The organism is Pseudomonas sp. AIG (assembly GCF_977020205.1).
In genome coordinates this window covers 38438-51168 of the sequence record NZ_CDROCK010000030.1, presented here as the reverse complement: position 1 = coordinate 51168, position 12731 = coordinate 38438, and the positions used below count along the sequence as shown (strand labels likewise).

Sequence of the window (12731 nt, the reverse complement as noted above, 5' to 3'; positions counted from 1 at the left end):
GGGTCGCCGCTCTGCATCGAGAACCATCGTGTCCGCCTCTTCAGAACGCTTCAACCCCGCCTTCGGCCTCGGCAATCCGCACCTGCAAACCTTGTGGGGGCCGCTGTGGCGCAAAACTGTGCATATCGAGCGTGAACGCGAACGCCTGTGGCTTGAGGATGGCGACTTCCTCGATCTCGACTGGCATGGCCCGCACACAGCGGATGCGCCGTTGGTGCTGGTGCTGCACGGGCTGACCGGCTCCTCCAATTCGCCTTATGTGGCCGGCATCCAGAAGGCCTTGGCCGATCAAGGCTGGGCCAGTGTCGCGTTGAACTGGCGCGGCTGCTCGGGCGAGCCGAATCTGCTGCCGCGCAGCTATCACTCCGGCGCCAGCGAAGACCTCGCCGAAACCATCAGGCACCTGCGCGCCAAACGACCACTGGCACCGTTGTATGCCGTCGGCTACTCCCTCGGCGGTAACGTGCTGCTCAAACATCTTGGGGAAACCGGCAGCGCCAGTGGCGTACTCGGCGCGGTGGCAGTGTCGGTGCCGTTTCGCCTTGATCAATGCGCCGACCGCATCGGCCAGGGTTTTTCCAAGGTCTATCAAGCGCACTTCATGCGCGAGATGGTCGCCTATATCAAGAACAAGCAACGGCAGTTTCAGCATGACGGTCGCGAAGACGGATTCGCCGCGCTGGCAGCCCTTGGCTCGCTGGAAAACATGCGCACGTTCTGGGATTTTGATGGCCGGGTAACCGCGCCATTGCACGGTTTCAATGATGCCGAGGATTACTATCGCCGCGCGTCGAGCCGCTATTTCCTCGGCGAAATCCGCACGCCGACCCTGATCATTCAGGCGGCGGACGATCCGTTCGTGTTCCCGCACAGTTTGCCGCAGGCCAGCGAGCTGTCGGCCTCGACTGCATTTGAATTGCAGGCACGCGGCGGGCACGTCGGCTTTGTCGACGGCTCGCTACGTCAGCCTGGTTACTACCTGGAACGACGCATCCCGCAGTGGCTGGCCAGCGTGCCCGCATGAGCGATCAGGGCGAGTCGATCCGCTTCTGGCAAACCGCGCCGCTGGCCGGGGTCGAATTGCTGTCGGCACGCTACATCGAGCAGCGTTTCGCCCCGCATGTGCACGACGGCTTCGTGATCGGCATGATCATGGCCGGTGCCCAGCGTTATCGCTATCGCGGCGCCGAGCATCTGGCCGGCAGCGGCACGCTGGTGTTGATCAATCCGGACGAACTGCACACCGGACACAAGGGCACTGAGGACGGCTGGCTGTATCGGGCGTTTTATCCCGATACCGCGCAAATCGTTTCGCTGCTGGATGAGCTGGAGCTGTCCACTACAAGTCTGCCGGCGTTCGGCGCCACGCTGTATCGCGATGCGGATCTGGTCAACGGCTTTGCGCAGTTGCACCGCTTGCTCGAAAGCCCCGCCACCGCGCTGCAACAGCAAACGGTGTGGCGCGAGATGATGCTGTTGCTGTTGCAGCGTCACGCGGCGGTGCGAGAAGTCGGCAACCCCGGCAAAGAGCACCGCGCGGTGCTGATCGCCAAGGACCTGCTACATACGCACCTTGCGGCGCCGCCATCGCTGGAAGAACTCGCAGCGGCGGTCAATCTGTCGCCATTCCACTTCGCCCGCGTGTTCCGTCGCGCGACCGGCATGCCGCCACACACTTGGCTGATGCAGCAACGCATCGCCCAGGCGCGGGCACTTCTGCAACACGGCTGCTTGCCGCTGGAGGTTGCCACGCAACTAGGGTTTGCCGACCAGAGCCATTTGAGCCGGCAGTTCAAGCAGGCTTATGGCGTCGGGCCGGCCGCGTATCGCAGCGCCCGGATGGAAAGCTAAAAGATCGCAGCCTTCGGCAGCTCCTACAGCGAAATGCATTCCAATGCAGGAGCTGCCGAAGGCTGCGATCTTTTGATCTTATTCGCCGGTGGCGATACCGCGCGAAGGCTCGTTGATCCACTCGCTCCACGACCCGGCATACAACGAACCCAGCGGATAACCCGCCAGGCACAGCGCAAACAGGTTATGACACGCCGTCACCCCGGAGCCGCAATACGCCACCAGATCTGCCGGTGAGCGCTCGGCAAGTTTCTCCGCAAAACGCTGCTTGAGCTGATCGGCCGGCAGGAATCGCCCGTCACTGCGCAGATTGTCGGTGAACGCTGCGCATTGTGCGCCCGGAATATGCCCGGCCACCGGATCAATCGGTTCCACTTCACCCTTGAAGCGCGGCAACGCGCGGGCATCGATCAGCGTCAGCGCCGGCTGGCCGAGGCGCTGCTGCAATTGCTCGGCACTGAGCAGCAGGCTCATATCTGCCTGGCCATTGAAGTTGCCCGGGATAATCGTCGGCGCATCCAGACTCAGCGGCAGACCCGCCGCGTGCCAGGCCTTAAGCCCACCATCCAGAATAAACACCCCGTCGCGCTTGCCCAGCCACGCCAGCAACCACCACGCCCGCGCCGCGTAGGCACCGGAACCGTCGTCGTACAAAACCACGTCGCTGTCATTGTTGATGCCCCACGCCTGCAGACGCTCGATCAGCGCCGCCGGCTCGGGCAATGGATGACGACCGGTCACGCCTTTGACCACGGTGCCGCTGAGGTCACACACAAGGTCGGCGAAGCTCGCCCCGTCAATGTGCCCCTCGGCATAGCTGCGCTGACCGTAGTCCGGGTCTTCGAGGGCAAAACGACAATCGAGAATCACCAGCCCCGGCTGCGCCTTGCGGGCATCCAGTGCTTCGGGGCTGATCAGTTGCGCAATCGGCATAACGGGCTCCTGAGGGACTTCAACAGAACGGTTTATTTCACGTCTTCGAGGGCCTGGGCCAGCGGCACGTAGAACTCCTCGAACAACGCATTGACCTCGTCTCGCGCCTGCTCGGTGACAAACCCGGCTTCCAGCACCAGCACCTGATACACGCCACGTTTAATGGCTTGCTCACTGAGGTGGTTGGAGTTTTCGCGGGTGGTGCACAGGAAGCGCACCCACGACGTCAGGATGATCCAGGCATTGAGGGTCAGGGATTCGATCTGCACGCGATCCATGTCGAGGATCCCGGCAGCGACGAAACCTTCGTATATCGCCGCACCCTGAATCACGCAACGCTGGGAGAAGCGCCGATAGCGGGCGGCCAACTCCGGGTCGCTGTCGAGCAGATGCTCCAGATCGCGGTGCAGAAAGCGGTAGCGCCACATCGCCGAGAGCAATTCCTTGAGATAGAAACGCTTGTCCTCGACCGTCGCCGCACGCCCCTGCGGCGGGCGCAGAAAGCTATCCACAAGGCTTTCGTACTCACTGAACAACACGGCGATGATCGCCTGCTTGTTGGGGAAGTGGTAGTACAGGTTGCCCGGAGAAATCTCCATATGGGCGGCAATGTGATTGGTGCTGATGCTGCGCTCGCCTTGCTGATTGAACAGCTCAAGGCTGTTCAGCACGATACGCTCGCTGGTTTTTATTCGTGGGGCCATGGCTTGAGCTTTAATTCAGAGTGCGTTGGGGGGCATCTTACGACCTAACCGGAAATGGATAAAACAATGCTGTGCAAGGAAGTCATTTGACTTTCTAGAGCATAGACTCTAAAAAGTTCATCACTACAATAAATCCGGAGCAGACCATGACTGCCGACATTGCTTACCTGCAAACGCTGCAACAACCCCTGGCGGAGCTGGACCGGTTGTTCGAGGCGCGGCGGGCCGCGTATGCCGCCAATCCGATGCCGCCCGCCGCTCAACGCCAGCAATGGCTCAAAGCGCTGAGCGATTTGCTGAGCAATGAACGTCAGGCCTTGATCGAAGCGATCAGCGCCGATTTCAGCCATCGCAGCGCCGATGAAACCCTGCTCGCCGAGCTGATGCCAAGCCTGCACGGCATTCATTACGCCAGCCGTCATCTCAAAGGCTGGATGAAAGCCTCGCGGCGCAAGGTCGGCATGGCATTCCAGCCGGCGTCAGCGAAAGTCGTGTATCAGCCCTTGGGCGTGGTCGGCGTCATCGTGCCGTGGAATTACCCGTTGTATCTGGCCGTCGGGCCGCTGGTCGGCGCCTTGGCGGCGGGCAACCGGGTGATGCTCAAGCTCAGCGAATCGACCCCGGCCACCGGCTTGTTGATGAAAGAGTTACTGGCGCGAATTTTCCCCGAAGACCTGGTCTGCGTGGTGCTCGGTGAGGCCGACATCGGCGTGGCGTTTTCCCGCCTGCGCTTCGATCATTTGCTGTTCACCGGGGCCACCAGCATCGGCAAACACGTGATGCGCGCCGCCGCCGAAAACCTGACTCCGGTGACGCTGGAACTCGGCGGCAAGTCGCCGGCCATCGTCTCCCGCGACGTACCGCTCAAGGACGCCGCCGAACGCATCGCCTTCGGCAAAACCCTCAACGCCGGGCAGACCTGCGTCGCGCCGGATTACGTGCTGGTCCCGGAAGAGCGGGTTGGCGCTTTCGTCGAAGCCTATCGCCAGGCCGTGCAGGGTTTTTATCCGACACTCACCGACAATCCGGACTACACGGCGATCATCAACGAACGGCAATTGGCGCGGCTCAACGGCTACGTCAGCGACGCCACCAGCAAGGGCGCGCTGTTGATTCCGCTGTTCGAGCAGGGTCAGGGCCGGCGCATGCCGCACAGCGTGCTGCTGAATGTCAGCGACGAGATGACGGTGATGCAGGACGAAATCTTCGGCCCGCTGCTGCCGATCGTGCCGTATCAGGATCTGGAGCAGGCATTTGCTTACATCAATCAGCGGCCACGACCTCTGGCTCTTTACTACTTCGGCTACAACAAACGCGAACAGAGCCGTGTGCTGCACGAAACCCATTCCGGCGGCGTGTGCCTGAACGACACGTTGCTGCACGTGGCTCAGGACGATATGCCGTTCGGCGGTATCGGCGCTTCGGGCATGGGCCACTACCACGGTCACGAAGGCTTCCTGACCTTCAGCAAAGCCAAGGGCGTGCTGATTAAACAGCGCTTCAACGCAGCCCGACTGATTTACCCGCCCTACGGCACATCGATTCAGAAGCTGATCCAGAAGCTGTTCATTCGCTAAACCTTCGTCACCGCCGGGTAATAAAAATAATGCACCCAAGCCTGACCGAAACACCTGCACTGTCCCGCCGCGGCCTGCTGAAATTCAGCCTCGGCGCCACCGCGTTTCTCGCCACCGCCGGACTCGGCGCCAGCCTCAGCGGTTGTTCGTCGAGCGTCGCGGCCAACGGTTTTGTCTCGTTGCGTGACGGCGACCTGCTGTTTTTGCGCGCACTGATCCCGGTGATGCTCGACGGCGCCGTGGCGGCCGAGAAGATGCCGAGCGCAGTTGATGGCACGCTCAAATCACTGGACTACAGCCTCGATCACCTGTCGCCTGAGATGCTCAAACTGACCCGGCAACTGTTCGACGTCCTCGGTATGGCCGTGACGCGCGGGCCACTCACCGGGATCTGGGGCAGTTGGGAAAATGCCAGTGCCGAAGCGATGCGGCATTTTCTTGATCGCTGGGAAAACAGCTCGCTGAGCCTGCTGCGCATGGGGCATAGCTCGCTGCAGCAGATGGTGATGATGGCCTGGTACACCCGCGCGGAGTCGTGGGCGCATTGCGGTTATCCCGGCCCGCCTGCCGTTTGAGATCGGCGTCGCGACCTTCGCGAGCAGGCTCGCTCCCACAGGGGCCAGTCGCCATACCTTGCATCCAAAATAATAAAGAGAACCTGATCGATGCCCGTACCCGACCCGTTCCGCGAAGGCCTCGCCCGAGGCTGGAAAACCTACAACGGCGCACAACTGAGCGATGACCTGACCCTGGAAGCCGACGTAGCAATCATCGGCAGCGGCGCCGGTGGCGGCACCACGGCGGAAATTCTCAGCGCTGCCGGCTACAAAGTCCTGCTGATCGAAGAAGGCCCGCTGAAAACCAGCTCGGATTTCAAAATGCTTGAAGACCAGGCCTACAGCAGCCTCTATCAGGAAGGCATCGGCCGCATGAGCAAGGACGGCGCGATTACCATCCTCCAGGGTCGCGCGGTCGGCGGCACCACGCTGATCAACTGGACCTCGAGTTTTCGCACCCCGCAACCGACCCTGGAACACTGGGCCAAAGAACACAACGTCAAAGGCCACAGCCCCGCCGAGATGGCGCCGTGGTTCGAGAAAATGGAACAGCGCCTCGGCGTTGCGCCATGGATGGTCCCGCCCAACGCCAACAACGATGTGATCCGTAAAGGCTGCGAACAACTCGGTTACAGCTGGCATGTGATTCCGCGCAACGTGCGCGGCTGCTGGAACCTCGGCTATTGCGGCATGGGCTGCCCGACCAACGCCAAGCAATCGATGATGGTCACGACCATTCCCGCAACACTCGAAAAGGGTGGTGAGCTGCTTTATCTGGCCCGCGCGGAGAAACTGCTGATCAGCGGCGACAGCGTCACTGGCCTGCAATGCGTGGCGATGGATGAGCGCTGCGTCGAACCGACCGGGCGCAAGATCAACGTCAAGGCGAAGCACTACGTATTGGCCGGCGGCGGTATCAACAGCCCGGCGCTGTTGCTGCGCTCGGACGCTGCGGACCCGCATAAGAACCTGGGAAAACGCACCTTCCTGCACCCGGTGAACATGTCCGCCGCGCGCTTCGATGAAGTCATCAACCCGTTCTACGGAGCGCCGCAGTCAATCTATTCCGACCATTTCCAGTGGAAGGACGGCACCACCGGGCCGATGGCCTTCAAACTAGAAGTACCGCCGCTGCACCCGGCACTGGCGGCCACGCTGCTCGGCGGCTTTGGCGAGGAAAGCGCGCAACACATGGCTGACCTGCCACACACCCACGCCATGCTGGCCTTGCTGCGCGACGGTTTTCATCCTGACAGCACGGGCGGTGCAGTTGAATTGCGGGGCGATGGTTCGCCGGTGCTCGACTACCAGGTTTCAGCCTACGCCTGGGAAGGCCTGCGTCGGGCCTTTCATGTCATGGCCGAAATCCAGTTCGCCGGCGGCGCAAAATCGGTGATGCCGATGCACGCCGACGCCCGTTACGTGAACACCCTGGCCGAAGCGCGCACGCTGATCGATGGTTTGAGCCTCGAGTTGTATCGCACGCGACTCGGCAGCGCTCACGTCATGGGCGGTTGCGCGATGGGAGAAGACCCGAAAAGCGCAGTCACCGACAGTCTCGGCCGGCATCATCAACTGGCTAATCTGTCGATCCATGACGGCTCACTGTTCCCCACCAGCATTGGCGCCAACCCGCAGCTGTCGGTGTATGGCCTGACCGCGCAACTGGCGACATCCCTCGCCGATCGGCTGAGAAACCCGTGAAAAAACCGATTATTGCCGTCGTCTATAGTGCTTTCTTACCCAACAGGCGACTTGGCCGACCGAGGCGGCTGCGATACCATCCGACTCCCCAACGGACTCCCGCCAGGACGACGCGATGAACCGAGTGTTGTACCCAGGTACCTTCGACCCTATTACCAAGGGCCATGGCGATCTGGTCGAACGCGCCTCGCGCCTGTTCGATCACGTGATCATTGCGGTCGCTGCCAGCCCGAAAAAGAACCCGCTGTTCCCGCTGGAACAACGGGTCGAACTGGCTCGCGAGGTCACCAAACACCTGCCGAACGTGGAAGTGGTCGGTTTCTCGACGCTGCTCGCGCATTTCGCCAAAGAGCAGAACGCCAATGTGTTCCTGCGTGGTCTGCGCGCGGTGTCGGACTTCGAATACGAGTTTCAGCTGGCCAACATGAATCGACAATTGGCCCCGGATGTGGAGAGTCTGTTTCTCACCCCGTCCGAGCGTTATTCGTTCATTTCTTCGACTTTGGTGCGGGAAATTGCCGCGCTGGGCGGCGATATCAGCAAATTCGTCCACCCGGCCGTGGCTGACGCGCTGACCCTACGCTTTAAAAAGTAGGAGCTGCCGAAGGCTCGGGCTGCGATCTTTGTTTTTTGATCGCAGCTCTCAGTGCCCTTGATCGCACCCGCGTGCACTGCGCTCGCCAATGCGGCACAATTGCGCGCATTGATTTATAGCGCCCGGGCCTGCCGCCCCGGCTGGAGTTAGCATGTCCCTGATCATCACCGACGATTGCATCAACTGCGACGTCTGCGAACCCGAGTGCCCGAACGCCGCCATCTCCCAAGGCGAAGAGATCTACGTGATCGACCCGAACCTGTGCACCCAGTGCGTCGGCCACTACGACGAACCGCAATGCCAACAGGTTTGCCCGGTGGATTGCATTCCGCTGGACGAGGCTCATCCGGAGACTGAAGAGCAGTTGATGGAGAAGTACCGCATCATCACCGGCAAGGCCTGATCCGCCGGATTTGTAGCGCTTTCTCGGGCCTCTTCGCGAGCAGGCTCGCTCCCACATTGGAATGCATTTCAAATTGTGGGAGCGAGCCTGCTCGCGAAAGGGCAATCAGCAGCACCGCAAAACCCTGATCAGCTCACTCACGCTGCTCAAACCCCTCCCCGATACAACCCAGACACCGAACAAACGCCGCTTTCGCCGGATCCACCACCAACGCCTGCCCCGCATCGCCCACTCCGCCGCCCAGCGCGGTAAACGGCAACGACACGATAAACGCCCCCGCACCGATCACCGTCGCCACGACTAATAAAGGTCGGGCAATCAGCAAATCGCCGAGCATGGCGTAGGCCGGGGGATTCTGGATGGTGTAGCGCGGGTCACCGCTGCCGTTTTCCGTGGCCTGAACAGCCAGACTGGAACACAGCAGCAGCGTAACAAAGAGGACTTGCAAGGATTTCATGGCACGATCCTTCGGGCTTAACAGTGAGACACCTCACTATAGACCGTAGGACTTTTTCAGCTTTTTGCCTCAGCTCTGGCAGCGCGGGCAGAACACACTGGCACGCTGGCCAAGCTTCACTTCACGCAAACCGGTACCACAGACCTTGCAGTGTTCACCGCCACGGCCGTAGACAAACAGCTCCTGCTGGAAATACCCCGGCTGCCCGTCACCGCCAATGAAATCACGCAACGTCGTACCGCCACGCTCGATAGCGGCGGCCAGAATGCGTTTGATCTCGATCGCCAGTTTCAGATAGCGCCCCCGAGAAATCCCCCCGGCCTCACGGCGCGGATCAATCCCGGCAGCAAACAGCGCTTCGGTCGCATAAATATTGCCAACCCCGACCACCACTGCGTTGTCCATGATGAACGGTTTGACCGCCATCGAACGCCCGCGTGACAACTGGAACAGCCGCTCGCCATCGAACAGATCGGTCAGCGGCTCCGGGCCAAGGCGAATCAGCAGTTCATGATTGAGTGGATCATTGCTCCACAACATCGCGCCGAACCGTCGCGGATCGGTGTAGCGCAGCGCCAGCCCCGACTCCAGTTCGATATCGACGTGTTCATGCTTGAGCGCCGGCAGACCGACTTCGACCAGACGCAAATTGCCCGACATGCCCAAATGGCTGATCAACGTGCCGACCTCCGCGTTGATCAGCAGGTACTTGGCGCGGCGCTCGACCAGCACGATGCGCTGCCCCGACAGGCGCACATCGAGGTCTTCCGGAATCGGCCAGCGCAACCGCCGGTCACGCACGATCACCCGACTGACACGCTGGCCTTCCAGGTGCGGGGCAATCCCGCGACGAGTTGTTTCGACTTCCGGCAGTTCAGGCATGGCGTTCTCGAATCAATGCGCGCCGAGGTCGCGGATCGTTTGTTTGAGGGTTTCGAAGTCGTAGTCCGACAGCCCTACATAGTCGAGTACCAGCGGGCCGACGGCGTTCCATTCGAAATCTTCGGTCTGGTTGCCCAGCACGCGATACGAAGCGCAAATGTGTTCGGCCATTTTCAGGATCGCCAGCAGGTTTTTCATCTGGCTGTTGCGCGAAGACTCATCGCTGAAAATTGCCAGGGCGTTGTGGTGATTGGCGATCGCCGCACTGACGTGTTCCGGCAAGCGCCAGGACTTGGCGGTGTAGTAGCCGACCACGGCGTGGTTGGTGTTGAACTCGCTGTTCTCAGTGTCCACTACGCGACATTCGGCGCCGGCATTGGCGTAGGCCTTTTCCAGAACCGTCATGTAATTGGGGAACCGCTGCAACATCAACGGCACGCCGCAATCGTGGAACAGACCCAAGGCGTAAGCCTCGTCACCGGCTTGAGTACCGATACGTTTGGCCAGCGTCAGGCAGGTCATCGCCACGTCCTGGGCGGTGTCCCAGAAACGGTTGAGGGTGACGATGGTGTCGTCGTTCATCTCGCCCTTGATCGACTGCGCGTTGATCAGGTTGATGATCGATCGGCTGCCCAGCAGGTTCACTGCGCGCTGAATCGAGGTGATCTTGTTGCTCAGACCGTAATACGGCGAGTTGACGATTTTCAGCAGCGAGCCGGACAACCCTGGATCCTGGGCGATCAGTTTGGCGATCACCTCCAGGTCGGGGTCGGGCATGTACTGCTCCATTTGCAGATCCACCATGATCTGCGGTTGCGCAGGCACACTGATGCCTTGCAGCGATTGTTGAATCTGTTCGGTGGTCAGCTCTTGGGACATAAGTACACACTCTGGGACAGGCGGCGATTCTAACCTCTAAAAACCGCGAGACGACACACCAGTGGGCAATTGTCAGGAACTTTCATTCAGGCCACGGCTTCGGAATCTGTAATGCCCAACGGATCACTCCGATCCCTTGCGGCGGCAAACTCCCACAGACTCAGGAGCTTATCGATGGCCACTTCCCTCAACGGCAAACGCGTCGCCTTTTTGGTAACAGACGGTTTCGAGCAGGTCGAACTGACCGGTCCCAAGCAAGCGTTGGAGCAAGCCGGCGCCCAGGTCGACATCCTTTCCACCGAGGCCGGCAAGGTCAAAGGCTGGAATCACGACCAACCGGCGGACGACTTCAAGGTCGATCAGACCTTCCAGAGCGCCAGCAGCGAGCAGTACGACGCGATCGTCTTGCCGGGCGGCGTGCAGAACTCCGACACCATTCGCATCGATCAGGACGCCCAGCATCTGGTCAAGACTGGCGCGTCTGCCGGCAAACCGATTGCGGTGATCTGCCATGGCGGCTGGTTGCTGATCTCGGCGGGGCTGGTCAACGGCAAGACCATGACCAGTTACAAGACGCTCAAGGACGACCTGGTCAATGCCGGGGCCAATTGGGTCGATAAAGAAGTGGTCAAGGATGGTCACCTGATCAGCAGCCGTCAGCCGGATGATATTCCGGCGTTCAGTCGGGCGTTGATCGACGCACTGTCGGCGTAGCATTGGGGACCGCATTCGCGAGCAGGCTCGCTCACATTTGGAATACGTTCCCCTGTGGGAGCGAGCCTGCTCGCGAAGAGGCCATCAGCGTTTCATCGCTCATCAAACCCGGCACAAGTCGCAACACGCTATACTCCCGCTCTTTTTTCCGGAGCGACGTCATGTCCCTGCCTAGCTTGCGCCTCAAAGCCAACGCCGACCGTCGCCTGCGCGCCGGTCACCTGTGGGTCTACAGCAACGAAATCGATGTAGCCGCCACCCCGCTGCACGGCTTTAATGCCGGCGATCAAGCCATCCTCGAAGCCGCCGGCGGCAAGCCGCTGGGCATCGTGGCGATGAGCCCGAACAACCTGATCTGCGCCCGCCTGCTGTCGCGCGACATTAAAGTTGCGCTGGACAAATCGCTGCTGGTGCACCGCCTGAACGTGGCCCTGTCGCTGCGCGAGCGCCTGTTCGACAAACCGTTCTATCGTCTGGTCTACGGTGATTCCGACCTGCTGCCAGGCCTGGTCGTCGACCGTTTCGGCGACATCCTCGTCGTACAGATCGCTTCGGCGACCATGGAAGCGCATAAAGATGAGGTGATCGCGGCGCTGACCCAAGTGCTCAAACCAAGCGGCATCCTGTTCAAGAACGACTCCGCCGCCCGTGACGCCGAAGGCCTCAACCGCTACGTCGAAACCGTGTTCGGCCTGGTGCCGGAGTGGGTTGCGCTGGAAGAGAACGGCGTGAAGTTCGAAGCCCCGGTCATTCAGGGCCAGAAAACCGGCTGGTTCTACGACCACCGCATGAACCGCGCACGCCTGGCCCCTTACGCCAAAGGCAAACGCGTCCTCGACCTCTATAGCTACATTGGTGGCTGGGGCGTGCAGGCTGCCGCGTTCGGCGCCAGCGAAGTGTTCTGCGTCGACGCCTCGGCTTTCGCCCTCGACGGCGTTGAGCGCAATGCGGCGCTGAACGGTTTCGCCGACAAGATGACCTGCATCGAAGGCGACGTTTTCGAAGCTCTGAAAGAACTGAAAGCCAGCGAAGAACGCTTCGACGTGATCGTTGCCGACCCGCCGGCGTTCATCAAACGCAAGAAAGACATGAAAAACGGCGAAGGCGCCTACCGCCGCCTGAACGAACAAGCCATGCGCCTGCTCAACAAGGACGGCATCCTGGTCAGCGCGTCGTGCTCGATGCACCTGCCGGAAGACGATCTGCAGAACATCCTGCTGACCAGCGCCCGCCACCTGGATCGCAACATCCAACTGCTGGAGCGCGGCGGTCAGGGCCCGGATCACCCGGTACACCCGGCCATCGCCGAAACGCGCTACATCAAGAGCATCACCTGCCGCCTGCTGCCCAACAGCTGATTCATGCGGATAACGGGGAGCCAGCAGGCTCCCCTTTTTTTTGCGTGCTTCCCTTCCTCCTCGCTGTCTCCCAACACTTCCTACAATTATTTTCTCGCCGACGCGCAGGATATTTCC

At 60.8% G+C, this 12731-nt stretch carries 14 protein-coding genes; 9 read left to right on the top strand and 5 right to left on the bottom strand.

What is annotated here, in order from left to right; translation table 11 throughout:
- Positions 1 to 28: 28 nt before the first annotated feature.
- Together ACWR1S_RS17890 and ACWR1S_RS17885 are read left to right on the top strand one after the other, a co-directional pair.
- A complete protein-coding gene (locus tag ACWR1S_RS17890; RefSeq protein ID WP_454564421.1) occupies positions 29 to 1024 on the top strand; it encodes a hydrolase in 996 nt (331 codons plus the stop codon).
- Entirely contained in the window at positions 1021 to 1851 is an 831-nt protein-coding gene (locus ACWR1S_RS17885; protein WP_454564420.1) for an AraC family ligand binding domain-containing protein, read from the top strand. The genes ACWR1S_RS17890 and ACWR1S_RS17885 overlap by 4 nt, the downstream gene beginning before the upstream one ends.
- 78 nt (positions 1852 to 1929) lie before the next feature.
- On the opposite strand, the gene ACWR1S_RS17880 is transcribed toward ACWR1S_RS17885, so the two are convergent.
- Together ACWR1S_RS17880 and ACWR1S_RS17875 are read right to left on the bottom strand one after the other, a co-directional pair.
- Positions 1930 to 2784 carry a sulfurtransferase gene (locus ACWR1S_RS17880; RefSeq protein WP_454564419.1) on the bottom strand — a complete coding sequence of 285 codons (855 nt, stop codon included), beginning with the start codon at positions 2782 to 2784 and terminating at the stop codon, positions 1930 to 1932.
- 32 nt (positions 2785 to 2816) lie between these two features.
- Positions 2817 to 3488, bottom strand: a complete 672-nt coding sequence (locus ACWR1S_RS17875) for a TetR/AcrR family transcriptional regulator (protein WP_007913599.1) — start codon at positions 3486 to 3488, stop codon at positions 2817 to 2819.
- A 128-nt stretch (positions 3489 to 3616) separates the two neighbouring features.
- Here ACWR1S_RS17875 and ACWR1S_RS17870 point away from each other — a divergent pair, with 128 nt between their 5' ends.
- From ACWR1S_RS17870 to ACWR1S_RS17850, 5 genes are all read left to right on the top strand, one after another.
- Positions 3617 to 5065 carry a coniferyl aldehyde dehydrogenase gene (locus ACWR1S_RS17870; protein ID WP_454564438.1) on the top strand — a complete coding sequence of 483 codons (1449 nt, stop codon included), beginning with the start codon at positions 3617 to 3619 and terminating at the stop codon, positions 5063 to 5065.
- Positions 5066 to 5094: 29 nt separating this feature from the next.
- On the top strand, positions 5095 to 5640 hold the full coding sequence (locus ACWR1S_RS17865) for a twin-arginine translocation pathway signal protein (RefSeq protein ID WP_454564418.1): 546 nt from the start codon (positions 5095 to 5097) through the stop codon (positions 5638 to 5640).
- Between the two features lie 90 nt (positions 5641 to 5730).
- Positions 5731 to 7326: a GMC family oxidoreductase N-terminal domain-containing protein gene (locus ACWR1S_RS17860; RefSeq protein ID WP_454564417.1), complete on the top strand. Its 1596-nt coding sequence runs from the start codon at positions 5731 to 5733 to the stop codon at positions 7324 to 7326.
- Positions 7327 to 7441: 115 nt separating this feature from the next.
- A complete protein-coding gene (gene coaD / locus ACWR1S_RS17855) occupies positions 7442 to 7921 on the top strand; it encodes a pantetheine-phosphate adenylyltransferase (protein ID WP_003229157.1) in 480 nt (159 codons plus the stop codon).
- A 151-nt stretch (positions 7922 to 8072) separates the two neighbouring features.
- Positions 8073 to 8324 (top strand): YfhL family 4Fe-4S dicluster ferredoxin, encoded by a 252-nt coding sequence (locus ACWR1S_RS17850; RefSeq protein ID WP_038358877.1) that lies wholly within the window; start codon positions 8073 to 8075, stop codon positions 8322 to 8324.
- 133 nt (positions 8325 to 8457) lie between these two features.
- Here ACWR1S_RS17850 and ACWR1S_RS17845 read toward each other — a convergent pair whose 3' ends face one another.
- The 3 genes from ACWR1S_RS17845 to ACWR1S_RS17835 form a co-directional block, all read right to left on the bottom strand.
- Complete coding sequence (locus ACWR1S_RS17845) at positions 8458 to 8781, bottom strand: multidrug transporter (protein ID WP_454564416.1); 324 nt, start codon at positions 8779 to 8781, stop codon at positions 8458 to 8460.
- Between the two features lie 69 nt (positions 8782 to 8850).
- Positions 8851 to 9663 (bottom strand): bifunctional DNA-formamidopyrimidine glycosylase/DNA-(apurinic or apyrimidinic site) lyase, encoded by an 813-nt coding sequence (gene mutM, locus ACWR1S_RS17840; protein WP_007913582.1) that lies wholly within the window; start codon positions 9661 to 9663, stop codon positions 8851 to 8853.
- 12 nt (positions 9664 to 9675) lie between these two features.
- Entirely contained in the window at positions 9676 to 10488 is an 813-nt protein-coding gene (locus ACWR1S_RS17835) for an HDOD domain-containing protein (protein ID WP_177412531.1), read from the bottom strand.
- A 228-nt stretch (positions 10489 to 10716) separates the two neighbouring features.
- Here ACWR1S_RS17835 and ACWR1S_RS17830 point away from each other — a divergent pair, with 228 nt between their 5' ends.
- Both ACWR1S_RS17830 and ACWR1S_RS17825 read left to right on the top strand, forming a co-directional pair.
- A complete protein-coding gene (locus ACWR1S_RS17830) occupies positions 10717 to 11256 on the top strand; it encodes a type 1 glutamine amidotransferase domain-containing protein (RefSeq protein ID WP_454564415.1) in 540 nt (179 codons plus the stop codon).
- A 161-nt stretch (positions 11257 to 11417) separates the two neighbouring features.
- The gene (locus tag ACWR1S_RS17825) at positions 11418 to 12614 is read left to right on the top strand and encodes a class I SAM-dependent rRNA methyltransferase (RefSeq protein WP_454564414.1); all 1197 of its coding nucleotides are present in this window, start codon (positions 11418 to 11420) and stop codon (positions 12612 to 12614) included.
- The last annotated feature ends 117 nt before the right edge of the window (positions 12615 to 12731 follow it).

Coding starts and splice junctions, on each gene's coding strand:
- ACWR1S_RS17830 (WP_454564415.1), top strand. CDS start 10,717: ATGGCCACTTCCCTCAACGGCAAACGCGTCGCCTTTTTGGTAACAGAC.
- ACWR1S_RS17880 (WP_454564419.1), bottom strand. CDS start 2,784: ATGCCGATTGCGCAACTGATCAGCCCCGAAGCACTGGATGCCCGCAAG.
- ACWR1S_RS17885 (WP_454564420.1), top strand. CDS start 1,021: ATGAGCGATCAGGGCGAGTCGATCCGCTTCTGGCAAACCGCGCCGCTG.
- mutM (WP_007913582.1), bottom strand. CDS start 9,663: ATGCCTGAACTGCCGGAAGTCGAAACAACTCGTCGCGGGATTGCCCCG.
- ACWR1S_RS17875 (WP_007913599.1), bottom strand. CDS start 3,488: ATGGCCCCACGAATAAAAACCAGCGAGCGTATCGTGCTGAACAGCCTT.
- coaD (WP_003229157.1), top strand. CDS start 7,442: ATGAACCGAGTGTTGTACCCAGGTACCTTCGACCCTATTACCAAGGGC.
- ACWR1S_RS17845 (WP_454564416.1), bottom strand. CDS start 8,781: ATGAAATCCTTGCAAGTCCTCTTTGTTACGCTGCTGCTGTGTTCCAGT.
- ACWR1S_RS17865 (WP_454564418.1), top strand. CDS start 5,095: ATGCACCCAAGCCTGACCGAAACACCTGCACTGTCCCGCCGCGGCCTG.
- ACWR1S_RS17850 (WP_038358877.1), top strand. CDS start 8,073: ATGTCCCTGATCATCACCGACGATTGCATCAACTGCGACGTCTGCGAA.
- ACWR1S_RS17860 (WP_454564417.1), top strand. CDS start 5,731: ATGCCCGTACCCGACCCGTTCCGCGAAGGCCTCGCCCGAGGCTGGAAA.
- ACWR1S_RS17825 (WP_454564414.1), top strand. CDS start 11,418: ATGTCCCTGCCTAGCTTGCGCCTCAAAGCCAACGCCGACCGTCGCCTG.